Source organism: Proteinivorax hydrogeniformans (assembly GCF_040515995.1).
GTDB classification, from domain to species: Bacteria; Bacillota; Proteinivoracia; order Proteinivoracales; family Proteinivoracaceae; genus Proteinivorax; species Proteinivorax hydrogeniformans.
Map to the genome: position 1 here is coordinate 89,501 of NZ_CP159485.1, position 22,394 is coordinate 111,894.

General features: G+C 37.8%; 17 protein-coding genes. 16 read left to right on the top strand and 1 reads right to left on the bottom strand.

Annotated elements, in window-relative coordinates; all coding sequences use genetic code 11:
• Positions 1–68 precede the first annotated feature (68 nt).
• The 11 genes from PRVXH_RS00460 (at position 69) to PRVXH_RS00510 (ending at position 15,904) form a co-directional block, all read left to right on the top strand.
• Positions 69–2,447 (top strand): SpoIIE family protein phosphatase, encoded by a 2,379-nt coding sequence (locus PRVXH_RS00460; RefSeq protein ID WP_353893366.1) that lies wholly within the window; start codon positions 69–71, stop codon positions 2,445–2,447.
• A gap of 79 nt (positions 2,448–2,526) precedes the next feature.
• Complete coding sequence (locus PRVXH_RS00465) at positions 2,527–2,970, top strand: hypothetical protein (protein ID WP_353893367.1); 444 nt, start codon at positions 2,527–2,529, stop codon at positions 2,968–2,970.
• A 207-nt stretch (positions 2,971–3,177) separates the two neighbouring features.
• Positions 3,178–4,539, top strand: coding sequence for a tRNA lysidine(34) synthetase TilS (gene tilS / locus PRVXH_RS00470; protein ID WP_353893368.1), 1,362 nt, complete (start codon positions 3,178–3,180; stop codon positions 4,537–4,539).
• 2 nt (positions 4,540–4,541) lie between these two features.
• Positions 4,542–5,096, top strand: coding sequence for a hypoxanthine phosphoribosyltransferase (hpt, locus tag PRVXH_RS00475; RefSeq protein ID WP_353893369.1), 555 nt, complete (start codon positions 4,542–4,544; stop codon positions 5,094–5,096).
• Positions 5,097–5,141: 45 nt separating this feature from the next.
• Positions 5,142–6,971, top strand: coding sequence for an ATP-dependent zinc metalloprotease FtsH (gene ftsH, locus PRVXH_RS00480; protein ID WP_353893370.1), 1,830 nt, complete (start codon positions 5,142–5,144; stop codon positions 6,969–6,971).
• A 102-nt stretch (positions 6,972–7,073) separates the two neighbouring features.
• Complete coding sequence (hutH, locus tag PRVXH_RS00485) at positions 7,074–8,594, top strand: histidine ammonia-lyase (protein WP_353893371.1); 1,521 nt, start codon at positions 7,074–7,076, stop codon at positions 8,592–8,594.
• A gap of 12 nt (positions 8,595–8,606) precedes the next feature.
• On the top strand, positions 8,607–10,253 hold the full coding sequence (gene hutU, locus PRVXH_RS00490; protein WP_353893372.1) for a urocanate hydratase: 1,647 nt from the start codon (positions 8,607–8,609) through the stop codon (positions 10,251–10,253).
• Between the two features lie 20 nt (positions 10,254–10,273).
• Positions 10,274–11,170, top strand: a complete 897-nt coding sequence (ftcD, locus tag PRVXH_RS00495; protein WP_353893373.1) for a glutamate formimidoyltransferase — start codon at positions 10,274–10,276, stop codon at positions 11,168–11,170.
• A 10-nt stretch (positions 11,171–11,180) separates the two neighbouring features.
• The gene (gene hutI / locus PRVXH_RS00500) at positions 11,181–12,416 is read left to right on the top strand and encodes an imidazolonepropionase (RefSeq protein ID WP_353893374.1); all 1,236 of its coding nucleotides are present in this window, start codon (positions 11,181–11,183) and stop codon (positions 12,414–12,416) included.
• A gap of 86 nt (positions 12,417–12,502) precedes the next feature.
• Positions 12,503–14,173: a formate--tetrahydrofolate ligase gene (locus PRVXH_RS00505; protein WP_353893375.1), complete on the top strand. Its 1,671-nt coding sequence runs from the start codon at positions 12,503–12,505 to the stop codon at positions 14,171–14,173.
• Between the two features lie 168 nt (positions 14,174–14,341).
• On the top strand, positions 14,342–15,904 hold the full coding sequence (locus PRVXH_RS00510; protein ID WP_353893376.1) for an IS1182 family transposase: 1,563 nt from the start codon (positions 14,342–14,344) through the stop codon (positions 15,902–15,904).
• A 187-nt stretch (positions 15,905–16,091) separates the two neighbouring features.
• On the opposite strand, the gene PRVXH_RS00515 is transcribed toward PRVXH_RS00510, so the two are convergent.
• Positions 16,092–17,483 (bottom strand): lysostaphin resistance A-like protein, encoded by a 1,392-nt coding sequence (locus PRVXH_RS00515; protein WP_353893377.1) that lies wholly within the window; start codon positions 17,481–17,483, stop codon positions 16,092–16,094.
• Between the two features lie 170 nt (positions 17,484–17,653).
• Between PRVXH_RS00515 and nadA the strand changes: the two genes are divergently transcribed.
• The 5 genes from nadA to PRVXH_RS00540 are packed head-to-tail and all read left to right on the top strand — an operon-like array spanning position 17,654 to position 22,265.
• Positions 17,654–18,571 carry a quinolinate synthase NadA gene (gene nadA / locus PRVXH_RS00520; protein ID WP_353893378.1) on the top strand — a complete coding sequence of 306 codons (918 nt, stop codon included), beginning with the start codon at positions 17,654–17,656 and terminating at the stop codon, positions 18,569–18,571.
• A gap of 32 nt (positions 18,572–18,603) precedes the next feature.
• Positions 18,604–20,190, top strand: a complete 1,587-nt coding sequence (nadB, locus tag PRVXH_RS00525; protein ID WP_353893379.1) for an L-aspartate oxidase — start codon at positions 18,604–18,606, stop codon at positions 20,188–20,190.
• A gap of 14 nt (positions 20,191–20,204) precedes the next feature.
• On the top strand, positions 20,205–21,047 hold the full coding sequence (gene nadC / locus PRVXH_RS00530) for a carboxylating nicotinate-nucleotide diphosphorylase (RefSeq protein ID WP_353893380.1): 843 nt from the start codon (positions 20,205–20,207) through the stop codon (positions 21,045–21,047).
• 13 nt (positions 21,048–21,060) lie between these two features.
• Complete coding sequence (locus PRVXH_RS00535) at positions 21,061–21,825, top strand: type III pantothenate kinase (protein ID WP_353893381.1); 765 nt, start codon at positions 21,061–21,063, stop codon at positions 21,823–21,825.
• A gap of 11 nt (positions 21,826–21,836) precedes the next feature.
• Positions 21,837–22,265: a rhodanese-like domain-containing protein gene (locus tag PRVXH_RS00540; RefSeq protein WP_353893382.1), complete on the top strand. Its 429-nt coding sequence runs from the start codon at positions 21,837–21,839 to the stop codon at positions 22,263–22,265.
• Positions 22,266–22,394: the final 129 nt, after the last annotated feature.

The following is a 22,394-nucleotide window of genomic DNA, read 5'->3' on the forward strand; positions in this document are numbered from 1 at the left end:
TATGACAACCTTTGCAGGTTCTTTGATTTATAATAGTTGATACCAATTACTTGTGAAGGAGTGTTAATATGATTAACAAGGAGACTTACCGATGGGCAGAAGTAAAAGAGTCAGATCAAAAAAGTTATAGAACTTTTTTAAAAAGGTTTTTTAAGAAAGAATTTCTTTTGTTTAATATAACAGCTGTTCTTTTAGCTCAAGTATTTATACTTCAAGGAGTTGCGCCCTTTGTGCTACCATTTCTTGCAGTGATACCTATTGTTAATTACCCTACCGTTTTTTTGCTGGTGCTACTTTCTGAAATAGCATCACAAAGTACTGCAGTGTTTCTAACTGCTGCATCAGGGCTTATAATATGGTTTTTAAGAAGGAAGTTTCCGGATAAAAGCTACGTTAAATATGCCGCACTTCCGCCTCTAATAGCATTTTGTTTCTCACCCACTTTATTTAGCTCACAGATTTTGTCATTTGACTTAATGGTTCTTGGTCTGCAGATTTCAATGGGGCTGGCAGCAGCTTATATTTTTAAGCAAGGAATAGAGGCATTTACACAAGACAGTTTATGCAACCTTTCGATAGAGCAGAAAGTATGTGCAGTGATTCTAGGGTCTATCGCTTTAAGTTCTTTAGCTGATGTTTATTTGTTTGGAAGCCTAAGTGTTTTAAATATAGTGACAAAATATTTGCTTTTGCTAGCAGCGCTAAAGGTTGATCTTTATAAAGTAGCATCGTTAGGATTGGTGCTAGGGTTAATATCTAACTTTAGCAACCCCTATGTAATTTACTATATAGCATACTATGGGTTTGTCGGTTTAACTAGTGGTCTTTTAACTCAATGGAAAAAGTTCGGGATCGTTTTTGGGTTTATATGTGGAACCTTTACCATGATGATTTACACTATTGAGTTTTTTGATTTAAACTTTATTATGGGCGAGGGTTTACTAGCAATAGCTCTTTTTGCAGTTACCCCAGTTAATCTGTTAGGTAAAGTTTATCCAGACAAAAAAGAAACAAAAAAGCAAGAGCAGCAGCAAATTAAAACTGCAGCAATCAGGAAGATATACCAATTCTCTTCTGTCTTTAAGGAGCTTTCGGTAGGTTTTTCAAGTCCTGCCGCAGCAACGTATAAAGATAACCAAGAAGAAATAGCAGAAATTATGGAAGGAATCTGCGAAAGAGTTTGTAAAGGCTGCAGTAGATATAGTCGCTGCTGGGAAGACAAGTTTAATAGAACATATAGGGAGTTTTTTTCACTAATAGAAGCAACTGAAGGTGGTATCGAAGAGATTAACAATTGCAAATCTGACATCTTAACTTATTGCAAAAATAAAGGTAGACTTATAGAAGCATCAGTTAACATTTACAAGCTTTTTGAAATAAATTATAAATGGAAATCTAAGTTTAATGAGAGTCGTGGTATGGTGGCTAATCAGCTAGACGGAATAGCGAAGGTTATGGAGCAATTAGCGTTGGACATAAACTTAGATGTTGGGCCAAGAAGTCAGATAGAAGAAGGATTGTATGATCAGCTTGAAGATGTGGATGTTTTATGTGATGAAATTAAAATAACAGGTTCAGAAATTAACAGGCCGGAAGTGCACGTTAGCTTTAATGGTTGTAGCGGCGGCGAAATGAAATGCCAAAGCTGTATTTTAGACACGGTTCAAAAAAACTTTAGCGTGCCGATGACTTTGGCAAAGAACCAGTGTGTACAACAAGGAAATTCTAAATGTAAGATCTCCTATATGCCACAAAAAAAGTACACGATGTCGGTATCGTTAAATCAAAAAAGCAATAAGACAAAGGAAAAGTGTGGAGACTCGTTTTTAGATTTCTCCTTAAGTAACGGAAAGCATGTGTTGATCCTTAGCGATGGCATGGGCAAGGGAGATGAAGCTCAAAAAGAGAGCAAAAGAATTATCGGATTAATTAAAAGGCTTATGCTCATAGGCTTTGAGCCTGAGAAAGCTATAAAATCAGTAAACTCCATCTTAGCGTTACGGGGAGAAAACGAAAGGTTTGGCACGCTAGATATAGCGGTTGTGGACCTTTATACCGGTAAGACAGAAATGTATAAAAATGGTGCGGTCTCGTCATATATAAAACGTGAAGACAAAGTTGACACAATTGAAGGAGGAGACTTGCCTATTGGAGTAGTGGAAGAGGTGGAAGCTAGTACATCTGCCACCTACTTAAGAGAAGGTGATTTTTTGGTAATGATAAGTGATGGATTACTAACGGGCTTAGCCAAAGAAGGAGAAGATAGGTGGCTAAGAAGACTACTGAAAAATGTAAACCCAAATATAAATTCCAACCGTTTAGCGGAACTAATTTTAAACAAGAGCAAAAGTAAGCTTAATGGGGCAGATCCAGATGATATGTCGGTAGCTGTGATAAAGATCAAAAACAATGACCAAAAAACTTTTATGGGTCGTTGGGTTGTTTAAAACATAACTTTATAGCATAAACATCCTCCCCTTAGGAATAATAAAGTAATTAAGAAGGTATTCCTAGGGGGGGATGTTTGTGTTTAACAAAAGAGTTTTGGTGATTTCCCAAAAAGTAAGTAAAGCGATGGTAGATAGGTTAACACGGTTTAACAAAGATTTGCTAATGCAGTGCGTAAGCTTAGAAACAATGTCAACTATATATATTGGCAAAGAAACAACTAGGTGGGGTCAAAATAAAAACTTACTGTTGCTATATGGTGAAAGATTTGACGGAAGATACTCTAGTAAGTTGAACTTACTACTTGGTAAGATACATTTAAATCACCAAGTATACCCTCGTAATATGTGGAGTGTAGCGTATAGAGGGAGCGCAAAAGACCCTCTTAAGATAGCTATGCCATTCACTAAGTTTGAACACATTCCAAAAGGCATTAAAAAGGTCGATTTTGGTTCTGCGGGTATAATCGATATTTATAGGCAAATACCAGATGTTTATAGCGGGGAAATTCTAGTTAAATAAAGTGTAACTTTATCAGTGAGTTTTTTTCCCTCGCTAACAACTCTTGGATTATACTCGAATTGCTTAGGTGGGGTCTTACAACTAGCTAACCTGCGATAAAAATTATTCTCATGAATATATGAAAAATAGGGAAACTATAAAATTATTCTTTATTAAAGTCTCTTTTTCTTATATAATATAGGTTAAGTCGCATAAAGGAGCAAGAGAATGTTACAGGTTATAGATAGATTTTTAGATAATAATAACATCTCAAGAAAAAAGGTTGTGGTAGCAGTATCTGGTGGGCCGGACTCCATAGCGCTTCTTTATCTTTTAAATGAATTAAAAGATAAGCACAACCTAAAATTACATATAGCCCACCTAGATCACAGTCTGAGAGAAGAGGCTGTTAAAGACAGTCTTTTTGTAAAAGATGTTGCGCAAAGCTTAGATTTGCCTTATACTATTGAAAAAAGATTCGTTTGCCAAAAAGGTTCAATACAGCAGAGTGCTCGCCAGGAGCGTTTTGAATTTTTAAAAGATGTATGTGCTCAAAACGGCAGTGATACTGTATTTTTAGGGCAGCACAAAGATGACCAATTAGAAACCATAATGATGAACTTTTTTAGGGGGTCTAGCCTCTGGGGTCTAGGAGGTATTAGGCCGGTGAATAATTATGGTCAAATAAAGCTAATTAGGCCTTTACTTGATTTTACAAAACGAGAAATTCTTAGCTATTTAAGAAAACATTCTATATCTTTTAGAGAAGATGAAAGTAACAAGTCCACCAAATATAAAAGAAATAAATTTAGGCTAGAAATTATTCCTTTTATAGAAAAGCAAGTCGGTCCACACGTAAAAAATGTGGTTACGGAAAATAGTAGACAATGGCAGCTTGAAGGAGCTTATTTTAAAAAAAAGGCGGAAGAAATTATATATAAGGCACATGTTAAGCATGATTTTTTCCCGATAAACCTCGATGTCAGCGTGATAAGAGGTAATGATAAGGCACTATGGAGTTGGGTGCTAGTGTCCGCATTAGAAAGACTGTTAGGTCAAATACAAGATTACAGTTTTAGTCATCTTAATGAATTGGCAAACCTCATAAGCTACGATAGAGCCACTTCACTACAGCTTCCCAACAAGGTGACCGCTATAAGGTGGGATAACTACATATCATTAATCAAAGATGAAAAACTTCCTCAGAGCATGGGCATTATAAAAGTAGAAGAGAATCTGGGCGAGGCAGTGCTTCCTTTATTTAATAAAAAAGTTGAAATAAGCAAAACTTTTAAGGGTAAGCCTGAGCATCAACTAGATGGGAGTTTAGTAAAAGCGCCTTTGTTTATAAGAACACGTAAAAAGGGAGATTACTTTTACTTAAATAAGCAAGGTGGAAAGAAAAAAGTTAAAGATTTCATGATAGACGAAAAAATCCCTAAAATTTTAAGAGATTTAATACCGATACTAGTAGATGCTGATGACAATATATTGGCTATACTTGGGAAAAGAACTAACGGTAGATTCAAATCAGATAGTAACTGTAAAAACAAATTAAATATATATATCAAAGGAATGGAGGAACAATAATAATGGTAGATGGTGTAGTTGATAAAGTACTGTTTTCAGAAAAAGATCTCGCTGAAAAAGTGTCAGAATTGGGTAAACAGATTGCCGAAGATTATAAGGATAAAGATCTATTGCTAGTTTGTGTTCTTAAGGGAGGTATTTTGTTTATGAGTGACCTTTCTAAGAAAATAGATATTCCTTTAAAAATGGACTTTATTGCGGTATCGTCCTATGGAGATTCCACTACTACTTCAGGTGTTGTTCAAATTTTAAAGGATTTAGATACCTCTATAGAAGGAAAACATGTGTTAATAGTAGAAGATATAATAGATAGCGGTTTAACCTTAAAATATCTGCTGGGTAATTTAAAAACTAGAAAACCAGCCTCGCTGAAAGTTTGTACCCTTTTAGATAAGCCAGAAAGAAGAACTGTAGATCTAAAACCCGACTACTGCGGGTTTTCCATAGAAAACCACTTTGTGGTAGGCTATGGATTGGATTTTATGCAAATGTTTCGTAATGTTCCATACATTTTTATACCAAAACAAGAATATGTTGAAAACATGCAATCCTCCTAAATATCATTAAAAGGAAGGATTTAATCTCTTGAGAGGAGGAAACAAATGAATCACAGGAAGGTAACGATTTGGGTTTTAATTTTTCTAATTGGTATAGCGCTCTTTAGGGGTGGTTTGCCATTAGGTGAAGTGCCAGATGAAATAAGTTATAAAGAATTTCTTACATTGATAGAAAATGAACAAATTGGTGACACAGTCACCATACAAGAAAGAAGAATTACGGGAGCTAGAGCAGAAGAAGGTGAGTTTGTTACACTAGTACCGACAGAAGGTAAGTTAGATGAAGTTGTAGATGCCCTGATAGCTTTGGAAGTTGATATAAACGTAACTGAGCCCGAGGGTCCTAGCTTAATACTACAAATGCTAACTTGGGTGCTGCCTTTTGTCCTGCTAATGGTTATATTTTTCTTTTTTATGCAACAGTCCCAAGGTGGCGGGAGCAGAGTCATGAACTTTGGTAAAAGTAAAGCAAAGCTTCACGACTCCTCCGATAAAGATGTGACCTTTAAAGATGTTGCTGGGGTAGAGGAAGCAAAAGAAGATTTAGAAGAGGTTGTACACTTTTTAAAGGAACCGAAAAAGTTTAACGAATTAGGAGCTAGGATACCCAAAGGAGTTCTATTATTTGGGCCTCCAGGCACTGGTAAAACTTTGCTAGCAAAAGCAGTAGCTGGAGAAGCAGGAGTGCCGTTTTTCAGCATAAGTGGTTCTGACTTTGTGGAAATGTTTGTCGGTGTTGGTGCTTCTAGAGTTAGAGACCTGTTTGAAAATGCCAAGAAAAACTCCCCATGCATTATATTTATAGACGAAATTGATGCTGTGGGTAGACAAAGAGGAGCTGGACTAGGCGGAGGTCATGATGAGAGAGAGCAAACCTTAAACCAACTACTAGTTGAGATGGATGGCTTTGGTCCAAACGAGGGAATTATCGTAATGGCAGCTACTAACAGGCCAGATATTTTAGATAACGCTTTACTACGTCCTGGAAGGTTTGATAGACAGGTTACTGTTGATTCGCCCGATGTTAAAGGCAGAGAGCAAATCCTAAACGTTCACTCTGATGGAAAACCTCTAGATGACGATGTTAAGCTTGAAGTACTAGCTAGGCGTACACCAGGGTTTACCGGTGCTGATCTAGAGAACTTAGTTAACGAGGGCGCATTATTGGCCGCTAGAAGAGATAGCAAGACAATATCCATGGATGATCTAGAAAATGCCATTGATAGGGTTATAGCTGGTCCGGAAAAGAAATCTAGAGTTATGAATGAAAAGGAAAGAAAAATATTGGCATACCACGAAGCTGGGCACGCAGTAGTGAGTCACTTTTTAGAACATGCGGATCCAGTTCATAAAGTCACAATAGTACCAAGAGGAAGAGCGGGAGGGTATACGCTTTCTCTTCCTAAAGAAGATAGATTCTTATTAACCAGATCTGAAATTTTGGCTAAGCTATCCGTCTTACTAGGTGGTAGGGTAGCCGAAGATATAGTTTTAGGAGAAATAAGCACTGGTGCACAAAATGATATAGAGCGAGTAACTTCCTTAACTAGAAAACTTATCATGGAATATGGTATGAGTGATAAGCTTGGACCTCTTACCTTTGGACAGAAGCAAGACCAGGTGTTTTTAGGTAGAGACATAAACAGGGATAGAGACTATAGTGAGGAAGTGGCATCTGCAATTGATAAAGAAATAAAAAATATTGTAAACAGCAGTTATCAAGAAGCTGTTGATATCCTAACAGAGAAAAGAGATAGATTAGATAGTTTAGCTGACTCGTTATTGGATAAAGAAACAATAAATGTTGATCAGTTCAATGAACTTATGGACGGCTCTACAGATGAGACGCCATCTGACCATGAAGAACAAGAGTAAGTTAATAAATAATTCTCTTAGAAAGGAGGGTAGTTATTTCATTTTCATGAAATACTACCCTCCTTTTCATTGTTCTTGACTACGCTAAAGGGGGAAAGAATCTTGGGAAAAATCAGACTAGACGGACAGTCGCTTACAGTGGAAGATGTTATGAAGGTGATTTCAGAAAGTAGACCAGTTGAGTTATCTGAAGAGGGTAAAAAGCAAGTTATCCAAAGTAGGGAGTATGTAGAGAAACTAATAAAGGAAGAAAAAGTGGTATATGGCATAACTACAGGATTTGGTAAGTTTAGCGATACCTTTATTAAGCAAGAGGATACAGGGAAGCTACAGCATAACTTAATAGTAAGTCATGCTTGTGGGGTTGGTAAGCCTTTCAGTTTAGAAGTTGTAAAAGCAATGATGCTGTTAAGAGCGAACTCTTTATCAGGAGGATACTCAGGTGTTCACCTAGATACATTAACCTTGTTAATAGAAATGATTAACAGAGGGGTAATACCACAAGTTCCATCTCAAGGTTCTTTAGGTGCAAGTGGGGACTTAGTGCCTCTTGCGCATATGGCGCTAGTGCTGTTAGGAAAAGGCAAAGCGTATTTAGATGGCGAGCTTTTAGATGGAGCTGTTGCACTTAATAAGGTAGGGCTTAAACCAATACAGCTTAGAGCCAAAGAAGGGTTAGCTCTTATCAATGGAACGCAAGCTATGACTAGTTGCGGCGTTTTAGCCACCTATAGCACAAACCAAATTAAAAAGTTGGCAGATGTTATATCAGCTATGACTTTAGAAGCTTATGGAGGAATTATTGATGCTTTTGACGAAAAAGTAGGTAAAATCAGAAAACATCAAGGTCAAAAGGAAAGTGCAAAAAACATTAGGAATATTTTAAAAGACAGTAACTTAGTAACGAGGCAAGGGGAGTTAAGAGTACAGGATCCATATACGTTAAGGTGCATAGCCCAGGTGCATGGTGGTAGTAGAGAGGCGATAAGGTATGTTGAAAGTGTGGTGTCAAACGAGGTTAACGCTGTTACTGATAACCCACTGATTTTTTGTAAAGAAAATCAAGTTATCTCTGGGGGAAACTTTCATGGCCAGCCTATGGCTATTGCTATGGATACTTTAGCTATCGCCGCCTCGGAGCTTGCTAACATATCTGAAAGAAGAATAGAAAGGCTTGTTAATCCCCAGCTTAGTGGACTACCTGCATTTTTAACAAAACGTGGGGGGTTAAATTCTGGGTTTATGATACCACAGTATACTGCAGCGAGTTTAGTTTCTGAAAACAAGGTGCTTTGTCACCCTGCATCAGTGGATTCCATACCTTCTTCTGCAAATCAAGAAGATCACGTAAGTATGGGGACAACTGCAGCTCGCAAAGCTCTTCAGGTGGTAGAGAACACATACAATGTTTTGGCAATCGAGCTTATGTCTGCAGTCCAAGCTTTAGATTTTAGGGACATAGAAAAAATGAGTAAAGTTACAAGAGAAGTTTATGACCTTGTTAGAAGTGAAGTTCCAATGTTAGAAGAAGATAGAGAACTTCATAAAGACATGAATAAGGTATCAAACCTGCTAAAGGAAAGGATCTTAAGGCGGGTAGAAAAAAATATAAACTTAAAATAAGGGGGAATTGACATGGAATTTAAAGCTCCTAGAGGACAAAAGCTAAGTTGTAAAGGATGGCAGCAAGAAGCGGTGCTCAGAATGCTGCTTAACAATCTAGATTCAGAGGTGGCAGAAAAGCCAGAAGAACTGATAGTTTATGGGGGAACAGGAAAAGCAGCGAGAAATCTAGAGTCATTTGATGCCCTAGTTTCTACATTAAAGGAATTAGAAGATGATGAAACAATGCTTGTACAGTCAGGCAAGCCGGTAGCAGTATTTAAAACCCATACCTTCGCTCCTCGAGTTTTGCTTGCAAACTCACTGCTAGTTCCAGCATGGGCTGATTGGGAAAACTTTTGGGATTTAGAGAAAAAAGGACTTACTATGTATGGGCAGATGACAGCAGGTAGCTGGATCTATATTGGTACCCAAGGAATCTTACAAGGAACTTATGAAACTTTCGCAGAAGCGGCTAAACAGCACTTCGGTAACGACTTAACGGGCAAAATTGTTTTAACCGCAGGAGTCGGTGGAATGGGAGGAGCCCAACCATTAGCAGTTACGATGAATAATGGTGTGGCTATAGCAGTGGATGTTGATGAAGAAAGAATTAAAAGGAGAGTTTCCAACCGTTATTGTGATCGAATAACTCATGACTTAGAAGAGTGTTTAAGCTGGGCAAAAGAATATGCCGAAAAAGGTGAACCGCTTTCCATAGGTTTAGTTGGTAATGCAGCAGAGCTTTATCCGAAAATAATAGAAAAAGGAATCACCCCCGACATAGTAACTGATCAAACTTCTGCACATGACCCATTAGGCGGTTATGTTCCTGCGGGGATGCCTTTAAAACAAGCTGAAGAGCTAAGACAAAATGATCCGGAAAAATATATCCATCTTTCAAAGACCAGTATGGCTGAGCATGTAAAAGCTATGTTAAAAATGCAAGAAAAAGGGGCAGTTGTATTTGACTATGGCAATAACATAAGACAATTTGCCCAAGAATATGGCGTAAAAAATGCCTTCGATTTCCCAGGATTTGTACCGGCATACATCAGACCACAGTTCTGCGAAGGAAGAGGTCCATTTAGATGGGTGGCTTTATCTGGCGATCCAAAAGATATAGAGAAAACAGATGAATTAGTAAAAGAAATGTTCCCAGAGCAAGAAAGGCTTATACGTTGGATAGAGATGGCCTCAGAAATGGTAGAGTTTCAAGGGCTACCTTCTAGAATCTGCTGGCTAGGATATGGAGAAAGAGCTAAGCTAGGGTTGGCATTTAATGAGCTTGTAAGGGAAGGGAAGGTTAAAGGCCCCATAGTCATTGGAAGAGACCACCTAGACTGTGGATCCGTTGCATCTCCAAACAGAGAAACAGAAGGCATGAAAGATGGCAGTGACGCTATAGCAGACTGGCCTATATTAAACGCTTTAATTAATAGTGTTTCAGGTGCCAGCTGGGTATCTGTCCACCATGGTGGGGGAGTTGGAATCGGCTACTCCATGCATGCAGGCATGGTTGTTGTAGCGGACGGAACGGATGAGGCTAAAAAGAGGTTAGAGACAGTACTGACAACTGACCCTGGCATGGGTGTGGTTAGACATGCAGATGCAGGGTATAAAAAAGCTATAGACCATGCTGAAAAACATGGGGTTAAAATACCTATGTTAAAAAAATAAATTTAGGGAGGTTTTCAAATATGTCAATCATTCAGTGTGTACCTAATTTTAGTGAAGGTAAGGATGAAAGTATCATAAAAGAAATTGTGACGGCTATAAGTTCAGTAGAGGGTGTAAAGGTCTTAGATTATTCTTTAGACGCTGATCATAATCGCTCGGTAGTCACTTTTGTAGGTAGCAAGGACTCAGTTTTAGAAGGAGCCTTTAATGGAGCCAAAAAAGCTAGTGAACTAATTGACATGACAAAGCATAGCGGCGAACACCCAAGGATGGGAGCTACCGATGTTATACCGTTTATTCCCATTAAAAATGTCACCATGGAAGAGTGTGTTCAAATAGCAGAATCTCTAGGAAAGAAAATTGGAAATGAGCTAGATATACCAGTTTTCCTTTATGAAAATGCCGCAAGTGCCAGTCACAGAAAAAACCTTGCTAAAGTTAGAAAAGGTGAGTATGAAGGTTTAGAGGAAAAAATGCAACAATCGAAGTGGCAACCTGATTTTGGTCCACAAAAACCAAATCTAAAGTCAGGGGCCACAGCGGTTAGCGCGAGAATGCCCCTGATAGCATTTAACGTTAACCTAAACACAAATGATCTCTCTATAGCTAAGAAAATAGCCAAAAATGTTCGACTTGGTGGTGGAGGCTTACACAGTGTCAAAGCTATGGGAGTAGAGCTAAAAGAAAGAAATATAGTTCAAGTTTCTATGAACATGGTAAACTTCAAAAAAACCCCACTGTACAGGGCAGTTGAACTAATCAGAGCAGAAGCTAAAAGGTATGGGGTTTCTGTTGTGGGTACAGAGGTAATTGGGCTAGTACCTCAAGAAGCGCTGATAGATTCTTTAGAGTACTATATGGGCATTGAAGAGTTTAAGCATGATCAAATTTTAGAAAACAGGCTTTACCAGGACTAGGGTGATTTAAATGGAAAAAATAGTAATCAAAAATGGTAATATAGTGACCATGGCTGGTTTCAGCCATGGTCCACAAAAAGGGGAAGAGTTCGGAAAGCTTGGCCTTATTGAAGATGGCGCTATAGTAATTAGCGACGGGGTTATAGAAGAGGTTGGGCCAACTAAAGATATTGAGATACCTAACGGAGCTAAAGTTTTTGATGTTAAGGGACGTTTAGTAACACCAGGTTTAATAGACCCACACACCCATTTAGCTCACTTTGGAAGCAGAGAAAAGGAATACACCTGGAGAATTGAAGGCATGCCTTATATAGAAATATTAAAAAATGGCGGAGGAATCTTAGAAACTGTAAGGCAAAATAGAATAGCTAGCGAAGGGGAGATTTTTAATCAATCTCTCGAAAACTTAAGTAGAATGATAAGCTTTGGAGTAACTACTGTTGAAAGCAAGAGTGGATATGGTCTGGATTGGGAAACAGAGCTTAAACAACTTAAGACCAATAAAAGATTGGAACAAGAAACTAATATAGATGTGGTTTCTACCTTTTTAGGTGCCCATGCAATACCCACTGAGTTTAAAGAAGATCCTGAGGAATTTGTACAGAAAGTTATAGAAATGTTACCGAAGGCCAAGGAATACGCTACTTACTGTGATGTTTTCTGTGAGGAGGGTGTATTCACACCAGATCAATCAGAGAGAATTTTACTAGAAGCTAAAAAGCTCGGCTATAAAGTTAAGCTTCACGCAGATGAAATAGTGGCAACAGGAGGTGCACAGCTAGCTGCAAAACTAGGGGCAGATAGTGCAGATCATCTATTATGTGTAGATGATGAAGGTATGAATATGATGGCAGAAAAAGAAGTGGTGGCAGTACTTTTACCCGGAACTAGTTTTAATCTAATGTCCGATAAGTATGCTCCAGCCCAAAGCATGATAGAAAAGCAAGTGCCTATAGCATTAGCCACTGATTTTAACCCTGGCAGCTGTCCGACAGAAAATCCACAGCTTGTTATGACTTTAGCTTGTTTAAACTTAAAACTAACACCTTCTCAGGCCCTAGCTGCCTTTACTATCAACGCCGCTCATAGCGTAGGGATGGGTGAGAAGGTTGGTAGCATTGAGGAAGGGAAACAAGGCGATGTTGTGGTGTTCGACTGTCCTAATGTAGATTATATCCCTTACAGATTTGGGATTAACCATACGCACAGTGTGTTTAAAAAAGGAAAGCTAATTTGGCAGAAATAAAAGTTGTGAATTTTTATCCAATATAGGAGTTGACATATCCTATGTAGAATACTGTTATATCACTAAATATATACTGGAGGTTTGTTATGAAAACTGATATTCAAATTGCTCAGGAAGCCAAAATGAAGCCGATTACTGAAGTGGCAGAAAGTATAGGGCTAAGGTCAGAAGAAGTAGAACAGCATGGAAATACAAAAGCTAAGATCTCCTTAAAAGTATGGGACAGAGTAAAAGATAATCCTGATGGCAAGCTGGTGTTAGTAACGGCCATAAACCCCACCCCTGCAGGAGAGGGGAAATCCACAACAACTGTGGGCTTAGGTCAGGCTCTATCTAAACTAGACAAAAATGCTATGATCGCTCTAAGAGAACCCTCCTTAGGACCTTGCATGGGAGTAAAAGGAGGAGCTTGTGGCGGTGGATATGCCCAGGTAGTGCCTATGGAGGATATTAATCTTCATTTCACAGGAGATTTACATGCTATAACTACTGCCCACAACTTGTTGGCGGCGATGCTAGACAATCATATCCATAGAGGTAATGATCTAAACATCGACCCTCGTCGAATCGTGTTAAAAAGAGTGATGGATATGAATGAAAGAGCGCTAAGGAATACAGTTATCGGCCTAGGAGGTAGGGCACAGGGAGTGCCTCGAGAGGATGGGTTCGACATTACAGTTGCCTCGGAAGTTATGGCGATACTATGTCTTGCTAAAGATATTACTGACCTAAAAGACAGGTTAGGAAAAATTATCGTAGCTTATACCTATGACAAACAACCTGTAACTGCTAAGCAGCTTAAAGCTAACGGCGCTATGGCCCTTTTATTAAAGGAGGCAATAAAACCTAACCTGGTTCAAACCTTAGAAAACACTCCTGCATTTATTCACGGAGGACCATTTGCCAACATTGCACATGGCTGCAACAGCGTAACTGCTACAAAGTTAGGTCTTAAACTTTCTGACTACCTGGTAACTGAAGCTGGCTTTGGTGCTGATTTGGGGGCTGAGAAATTTTTTGATATTAAGTGTAGGTTTGCTGACTTAAAACCCGATGCTGTAGTTTTAGTTGCTACAATCAGAGCGTTAAAGATGCATGGCGGGGTAGAAAAAACTCAGCTTGCTGAAGAGAACTTAGAAGCGTTATCTGATGGGATAACTAACTTAGAAAAACAAATTGAAAACATCAAAAAGTTTGGCACACCACTTGTGGTAGCTGTTAATAAATTCCCAACTGATACAGATAAAGAAGTAGACTATGTTATCAAAAAATGCGAAGAAATGGGTGTAGAAGTTTCACTTTCAGATGTCTGGGCTAAAGGCTCAGAAGGTGGCCTAGACCTAGCCCAAAAAGTTGTTGACACAATAGAGAAAAAACCTAGTAAATTTAAAGTTTTATATGATGAAAACAAAAGTATCAAAGAAAAGATTGAGGCTATTGCAAAAGAAATCTATGGCGCTGATGGTGTAGAGTTTACCTCCGCCGCAAAAAGTAATATCAAGCAGCTTGAAAAGCTAGACCTAGATAAAATGCCGATTTGCATGGCCAAAACACAATACTCACTATCAGATAATCCAAAACTACTAGGACGACCAGAAGGTTTTAATATTACAGTAAGAGAAATAAAAGTCTCTGCCGGTGCAGGCTTTTTAGTTGCCTTGACAGGAGATGTAATGACAATGCCGGGCCTACCAAAGTTGCCTGCAGCAGCGAAAATGGATATTGATGAAAAAGGAACAATTTCCGGCTTGTTTTAAAGTATAAAGAAGGGGCTGTCTCAAAAGGATTTTTTCCTTAGGAGACAGCCCTCTTTTGTTTATCAAAAAAAGTTTGAATAATTTAAAAGGCAGCCTCAAAAAAGAGACCACCTTTTGGTATAATTAAGTTACCACACAAAAACTATACCATAAGGAGATTGTACAACAATGGCAAAAATTTATCAATTATCACTTCCATTAAATACAGCGGTCTTAATACCAGATGATTCTCCCGTAAGAACACTGGCAGAGGTTTTAAACCAACTAGATTATACTCCCATCTACCAAGATATCAATAGAAACGGGCGTCCGCCTTATGATCCTCAAACGTTAGTTAAGGTAATCATATACGGTTATATGAATCAAATTTATTCCTCAAGAAAAATTGAAGAAGCCTGCAAAAGAGACCTCCACTTCATATGGCTACTGGAAGGACGTAATGCTCCAGACCATAATACAATTAGCCGGTTTAGACAAAAACTTGAAGATTTTATTGAAGAATTATTTTTTCAGTTTGTTGTAAAGTTAGGGCAGATGGGAGAAATTTCATATGAGAATTTATTTGTTGATGGTTCTAAATTAGAAGCAAATGCTAACAAATACACCTTTGTATGGCGTAAAGCAGTAACAAAACATGAACAACGACTTCAGATAAAAATCAAAGAGTTCATTAATAATATCAATCAAAGTTATGGCTTTCAGTACTCATGTGAACAGGAGAAAGTCACTGTAGAGCAACTCAAAAATATTAAGCGCAGTTTGATGGAAGTAAAAAGATGTGAAAATATAGAGTATGTCTATGGCAAAGGCAAAAGGAAAACATCACTACAAAAAGATGCTGAATTATTAGATGAGTATCTAGAAAAACAGCAAAAATATGATGACTTTAAATCTACTTTTAAGGGCAGAAATAGTTTTTCAAAAACTGACAAAGATGCTACCTTTATGAGGATGAAAGATGATCATATGAAAAATGCTCAGCTAAAACCAGGGTATAATGCTCAACTTGCAGTAGAAGGTGAATATATCGTAGGAGCTGATATATCTAGTGAACGTTCAGACCAGCTGACCTTTGTACCGTTTATGGAAAAATTAAAATCAAATTTGCCTCAAAAACACAAAAATATTGTTGCAGATTCAGGATACGAAAGCGAAGAAAACTATACATACTTAGAGTCTGAGAATCAAAATGCTTATATAAAGCCTACCACTTACAATCAAATAAACAAAAAACGGTTTAAGGACCAAATTGGGCGTAGAGAGAATATGCTATATGATGAGGAGCTAGACCAGTATATTTGTCAAAATGGAAAGGTTTTAAGCCCTTTAACAACCACAAGTAGAAAATCTAAATCAGGATATACATCAAAAGTGCAAATTTATGAAAGTGAAAACTGTAGCGGCTGTAAACTAAAAGATAAATGTAAAAAATCAAAAGGGGACAAGCGTCTTTATGTAGCAAAAGATTTTCTTAGACAACGAGAAAAATCCCTTAAAAACATCCAAACTCCTTTAGGTAAAAAACTGAGAATGAATCGTTCAATTCAAGTAGAGGGAGCCTTTGGTATTATTAAAGAAGACTATGGTTTTAGAAAATTTTTATCCCGTGGAGAAAAAAATGTAAAAACTGAATTTCTTCTGCTCTGTTTTGGGTTTAATCTAAATAAACTTAACAGAAAAGGACTTAGAAAGAAGAAAGGCGTAACACTACACGAGCTTAAAAGCGCATAAAAAAGAACATAACTTATAATTCTAAAGGAGAAAAACATGCTCCTTATTTTGTCATGCTTAAAATTAAGAAACTATTAAAGTTACGGGGCGGGAATTTAGTTTTGCACTTCTAATGCTTAATGAATTTACAAAAAGGGCTGCTCAAAATTATCTTTTAGATAATTTTGAGACAGCCCCTTCTTTTGTTTTAGAAAAACGTGCCGGTGATAGCGGCAATCAAAGTTGATAAAATAGTAGGAGTTATGATGTTTTTCGTTTTATGCTGACTAAAAGAAATGAGTAAAACCAAACAAAAACTAGATAAAATAAAGGTAAATACATCGGTGTTTAAAGAGCTATAATAAAATGAGATTACAGGAAAAGGAAGGATTAGCAGCGAGGTGATTACTACTGCCCCAAGCCCTCCGATAATCGAATCTAAAGAAGCCTGTATAAACCCTCTAAAAATTAGTTGCTTTATAGAAACCAAGACGCAAATTATGAAAATATCTTCAAAGTATGTGAAATTTTCAAGCCGTGGTATAATTTCTAAACTGGTAACCACAAACCAAATATAAAATATTACCAGAGCTAAAATCAAAGACTTATAAATATTTGTCAAAGTGATACCAAGAAAACTTATCGGCACCTTTGCCATAACCATAGTATACGCAATATAAATAAGCGGGATAAGATAAAGTATAGCTAGTAAGTAAGGGCTTAGATTATAATATATATATAACCAGTAACTCAGATAGGTAGTTAGGGATATAGCTACCAAACTCACTGCTGTCGGTATCTTGTCTAAATAAAAAGGCAAATTCGTTTTTTTATTAGTGATATCTGTTGTTAAAAAACCCACTAAACCCCAAAAGGCCGCTAACAACAAAATACTATACCCTGCCATTGCAATATTCACGTTGGGAGGTGGGTAACTTTGAGTTCTAAAAGGATGTTTAAACCTGATTTCCCCAAGTTGTCCACTTTTAAAAGTTACATACTTATCTTCCATATAACGAGCGGTGCCATAAGTCTCGGTAGTTAACTCAGCTATTTTAGCCATTTCAGTGGGCGGAATAATTTTATTAAAGCCTAGTATATTACCTTGATATAACAAACTATGTGAATCATCTATGCGGTCCTGAATATATGAGTCAGGAAAGGGGAGAGTTTCCTCTTCAAAAAAGATAGTGTCTCTTTTTAACCTATCATAGTCTTCGTGGTGCACGGGAATAAGCATTTCGGTAACCCTGTCTTTTACGGGAAAGGCGATTTCTGAAGCTTTGGAAAAAGAATCTGGTGAGTGCAAAGTTAGCTTGCCATCACCTATAATAAGCAAGGTTGCCACTCTATCGTTTTGATAGCCTGGAACCACATATCCCCCATCTTTAAAATCTACAGTAAGATAATCGAGGTTAATCACCCAGTCATCAAACGAATAGGTGGTTCTTACTCTATAATCGAAGCTAGTTCGTCCTAGGTTGTCGGAAAAAGAGATAAAATAGATTAATGCAGAGATTCCAAACACTACAGCAAACAATAAATAAATAAAAGTTTTGCCTACAGGGTTGTTATAAATTTCCTTCACAGCGCTCTTCATAATATAATCCTCCTACGCGGCAACTAGCGAGTTACCCTTATGTTAGAATATAAACTGTTGTTTCTATTCTAACATAATATTAACCTTCTTCTTCATTAAATTGACAACAAAAGAGGTAAAGTATAAAATTAAAGTAATTTGCAAACTGTATTATAAAGGGGTGGCATTTTATGGTGAATAGTAATGTTAAAAGTATCCAAGAGGAAATCCATAGATTGAAGAAAGAAAAAAACGCAATTATACTAGGTCATTTTTATCAAAGGCCGGAAATCCAAGAGGTTGCTGACTTTGTTGGAGATTCTTTTGGCTTAAGCCAACAGGCACAACAAACTGATGCCGATGTTATTGTGTTTTGTGGTGTGCATTTTATGGCAGAAAGTGCAAAAATCTTATCGCCAGATAAAAAAGTGATACTGCCAGAGCCAGAAGCTGGATGCCCAATGGCGGATATGGCAGATGTAAAGCAGTTAAAGGAGATGAAAAAACAACATCCTGACGCTGCAGTTGTAGCTTATGTAAATACAACTGCAGCTGTAAAGGCGCATGCAGATGTTTGTTGTACCTCTGCTAATGTATTAAAGGTAGTTCAGTCATTGCCGCAGGAGAAGATAATATACCTTCCTGACAGAAATATGGCGGATTATCTTGCCAAGAAGACTGACAAAACAATTATTAGATGGCCTGGTTACTGTTATACACATAATTGGTTAACTGCTGATGATGTTAAAAAAGCAAAAGAAGAGCATCCTGATGCTAAAATAGTTGTTCATCCTGAATGCTCTGATGAGGTAGTAAGCATGGCAGATAAGGTTACAGGCACTAGTGGCATAATTAAATATGCTGGGGAAAGTGATGCAAAAACATTTATAGTAGGGACAGAAATGGGACTAAACGCCGCTCTTAAAAAAGAGCATCCTAACAAGAGTTTTGTATTCCCAAGCAAAAAGTTAATATGCGCTCAAATGAAAGCAAATACAATAGAAAAGGTATATGAATCTTTAAAAACACTTTCGCCTGAAGTTTTTGTGTCAGAAGAAATAAGAATTTCAGCAATAAAAGCTTTAGATAAAATGTTGCAGGTTAAATAATGATTTTAAAATTGGAGGGGAGGTTTTGAGCTTTGACTATACGCTACACTTATGATTACTCTAGTTTACACAGTCAGCTCGATGCTGATGTAGTTATTGTAGGTTCTGGTCTAGCAGGGCTTTATACAGCTCTACAGCTTGATCCAAGCCTGAACATAATTATGTTAACTAAAGCCTCCTTATCGGAAAGTAATACCGAATATGCCCAAGGCGGGATAGCCGCCGCTATTTGCAGCGAAGACTCCCCAAGCCTGCATAGAGATGACACCATAAATGCTGGCCATGGGCTTTGTGAAAAAGATGCTGTAGATATGGTTGTATCAAAAGGACCTAGTTGCATCCAAGATTTGCTTGATTTCGGTGTAAAATTTGACCAAAGTGCAGGTGAGATTTCGCTAACAAGAGAAGGAGCCCATAGTCGAAGAAGAGTATTGCATGCCAAAGGTGATGGCACAGGTAAAGTGATTAGGGAGACTTTAACTGAGCGGCTTTTAGAAAGGCCAAACATAAGAGCTTTAGAGCAAACATTTGCTATAGATATCGTAACAGAAGAAGATAAGGTAACCGGTGTGACATACCTAGACAATGAAGATAGGTGCAGTCTGATAAAAGCTCCATATGTGATTGTTGCTAGTGGGGGCGCAAGTCAGCTTTATTCTTATACCACTAACCCTGAAGTTTCAACTGGAGATGGCATAGCTATGGCCTATCGGGCTGGGGCGATCCTTAGGGATATGGAGTTTGTACAGTTTCATCCTACAGCGCTTTATCTAAAAGACACTCCCCGTTTCCTTATATCTGAAGCTGTCCGTGGAGAAGGCGCAGTACTGAAGAACCCAGATGGGGAGAAGTTTATGGGTAGGTACCATTTAGCACTTAAAGATCTTGCGCCTAGAGATGTAGTGTCTAGGGCTATGGCTGAAGAAATGGAAAAATTTAAATCACAGCATCTATACCTAGATGTTTCCCACTTAGCAAAAGAGAAGGTCGCAAAAAGATTTCCTACCATATACAAAACTTGCCAAGAATATGGGTTAGATCTTCCCAAAGATTTAATCCCCGTTGCTCCTGCAGCCCATTATTTTATGGGGGGCATAGCCATTGATTTTTATGGTAGGACCAACATTAAGGGGCTACTATCTTGCGGGGAAGCTACCAGTAGTGGATTACATGGAGCAAATAGACTTGCGAGCAACTCACTTTTAGAAGCCATTGTATATGGAGATAATATTGCCACATACATAAAAGAAAATCCTTTAGATAGGGGTGATTTAGATACCAAAAAACTCCTATCTACTAAAGAGCAGGCAACAAGTTTAAGCTTAGACAAAAAAACATTAACTCAACAAATGTGGGACTTTGTAGGGATTAAGAGAAATAAAGCAAGCTTAACAAAACTAAATGATTATCTTAAACATAAAAACGAAGCAGTTGTTAAAGGCAGAGAGGAATTAGAACTAAACAACATGCTAACTATCGCAAAGCTTGTGTGTAAGGCAGCGTTATTGAGAGAGGAAAGTCGCGGTGGGCATTATAGAGAGGACTTTCCCCAAACTGACAAAAAGTTTAAAGGACACATAAACTTTAACCAACAAAAAAATTGGTTTAGTCCTTTGTAAGGGAGATATCATAAATGGAAAGAATCTTAATTACAGAAAAACTAAGAAGGTTTCTAAAAGAAGATTTGGGACATGGAGATCTAACTACAAACAGCCTAGTGCCTTCAGATCAGTTGGCAACAGGAATAATACACGCAAAAGAAAGTGGGGTAGTATCGGGCATAGATGTAGCTGAAGAAGTATTTGCTATCCTTGACACTCAAACAAAATGGGAAGCTGAGAAACAAGATGGTGAAAAAGTAAAAAAAGGTGATATTATAGCTAGGGTTTACGGCAGAGCTGGTGTTGTTCTAAAAGGAGAACGCTTAGCCTTAAATCTTATGCAGAGAATGTCCGGTATAGCTACTCTAACCTCACGATATGTATCACAAATTAAAAGTGATAAATGCAAGGTAGTGGATACCCGAAAAACCACCCCAGGACTTAGGGAGTTTGAAAAGTTTGCGGTAAAGTGTGGGGGTGGAAGTAACCACCGCTTTGCACTATATGATGCTGTCATGATCAAGGATAACCACATAAAGCTAGCAGGCTCAATTAAGTCTGCAGTAAAAAAAGCTAGAGCAAACATCCCTCATACAGCTAAGATCGAGGTAGAAGTAGAGTCTAAAGACCAGGTTATACAAGCTGTTGAAAGCAAAGCTGATATAATTATGCTCGACAATATGAGCTTAATGGAAATGGAAGAGGCAGTAACTATAGTTGGTGGCAAGTCAATCACCGAAGCTTCAGGTGGAATCACATTAGAAACTATAGGTGACGTCTCGTCAACGGGAGTTGATTATATATCTGTAGGAGCTTTAACTCACTCTGTAAAGGCTTTAGATATAAGTCTTGATATCAACTTTAAAAAAGAATAAAGGGGAAAGAGAAATGTTATTAGCAGTAGATGTAGGCAACTCTAACATTGTTGTTGGGTTATATGATGGGGAAAATCTTAAGGAAAACTGGAGAATTTCCACTATAAAGGATAGGACCGCCGATGAATATGGTGTAATTTTAAAAAATCTCTTCAAATATTCAGAGGTAGATATAAAGGTAAGTGGTATAATTATTTCTTCCGTAGTTCCACCTGTAATGCCTGCTTTAAGGGAGATGTCAAAGAAATATTTTGATATTGAACCTGTGGTAATAGGTCCTGGTATAAAGACTAAAATGCCGATAAAGTATGAAAATCCCCGGGAAGTCGGAGCTGATAGGATAGTCAACGCTGTAGCTGCTTACGATAAATATGGTGGGCCTGTAATTGTAGTTGACTATGGAACTGCTACTACTTTTTGTGCAGTTTCAGAGCAGGGGGAGTATTTAGGTGGCTGTATAGCTCCGGGGGTAGGAATATCTACAGAAGCTTTATTTAACAAAGCTGCAAAACTTCCAAGAATTCAAATAGAAAAACCTCCAAATGTAATAGGAAGAAATACTGTACAAAGCATGCAAAGCGGAATATATTATGGATTCATAGGTCAATTAGACGGAATGGTCTTACAAATAAAAAAAGAGCTAGGACACTCCACAAAGGTTGTAGCAACTGGAGGTATAGCAAGCTTGATTGCTCCTGATAGTAGAGAAGTAGACATTGTTGACCCTCTTCTGACGCTGGAGGGATTGAGGATAATATTTAAAGCTAACCGGGGTTAGGAGGTTTTAAAGTGGATAGCAGCAAAACTAAAGAAAAAAATAGGATATTCATTAAAACAGTCTTGCTTTTGCTTTTGCCAGCTTTAGTATTACTTGTTGTGGGGATATTACTTTTGCCTAAGGACTTAGGAGGGCATTATTTAAAAATAAGTGGACAAGAAGCTGAAATTTTACTAGATGTGGAAGATACAAATATTATCGACATGAGGCCCAAAGAGCAATTTGAACAAAACCGTATACCCCAGTCTATAAATGTGTCTTTTGATGAGCTCAAAGAACGTTACCACACCTTAGACACAAGAAAAGTGACGGTGCTGGTTCCACAGTCAGATTCAGAAGGTGAAGAAATGGCTAAGTTCTTAGTGGAGCAGGGGTTTTCTGAAGTTTACATTATTAAAGGTGGCATAGACAGCTGGACAGGGGAGCTAGGCGACGAATAGTGCTTTGACTTTTCTAGTCTTAATCATAGAAAAAAGGCTGTAGTTGGAGATTAGATAGCACTTTAACTACAGCCTAAAGTTTTAGTAAAAACACAAAATTGCTAGCTTTTAATTTTTTATAGCATAAGG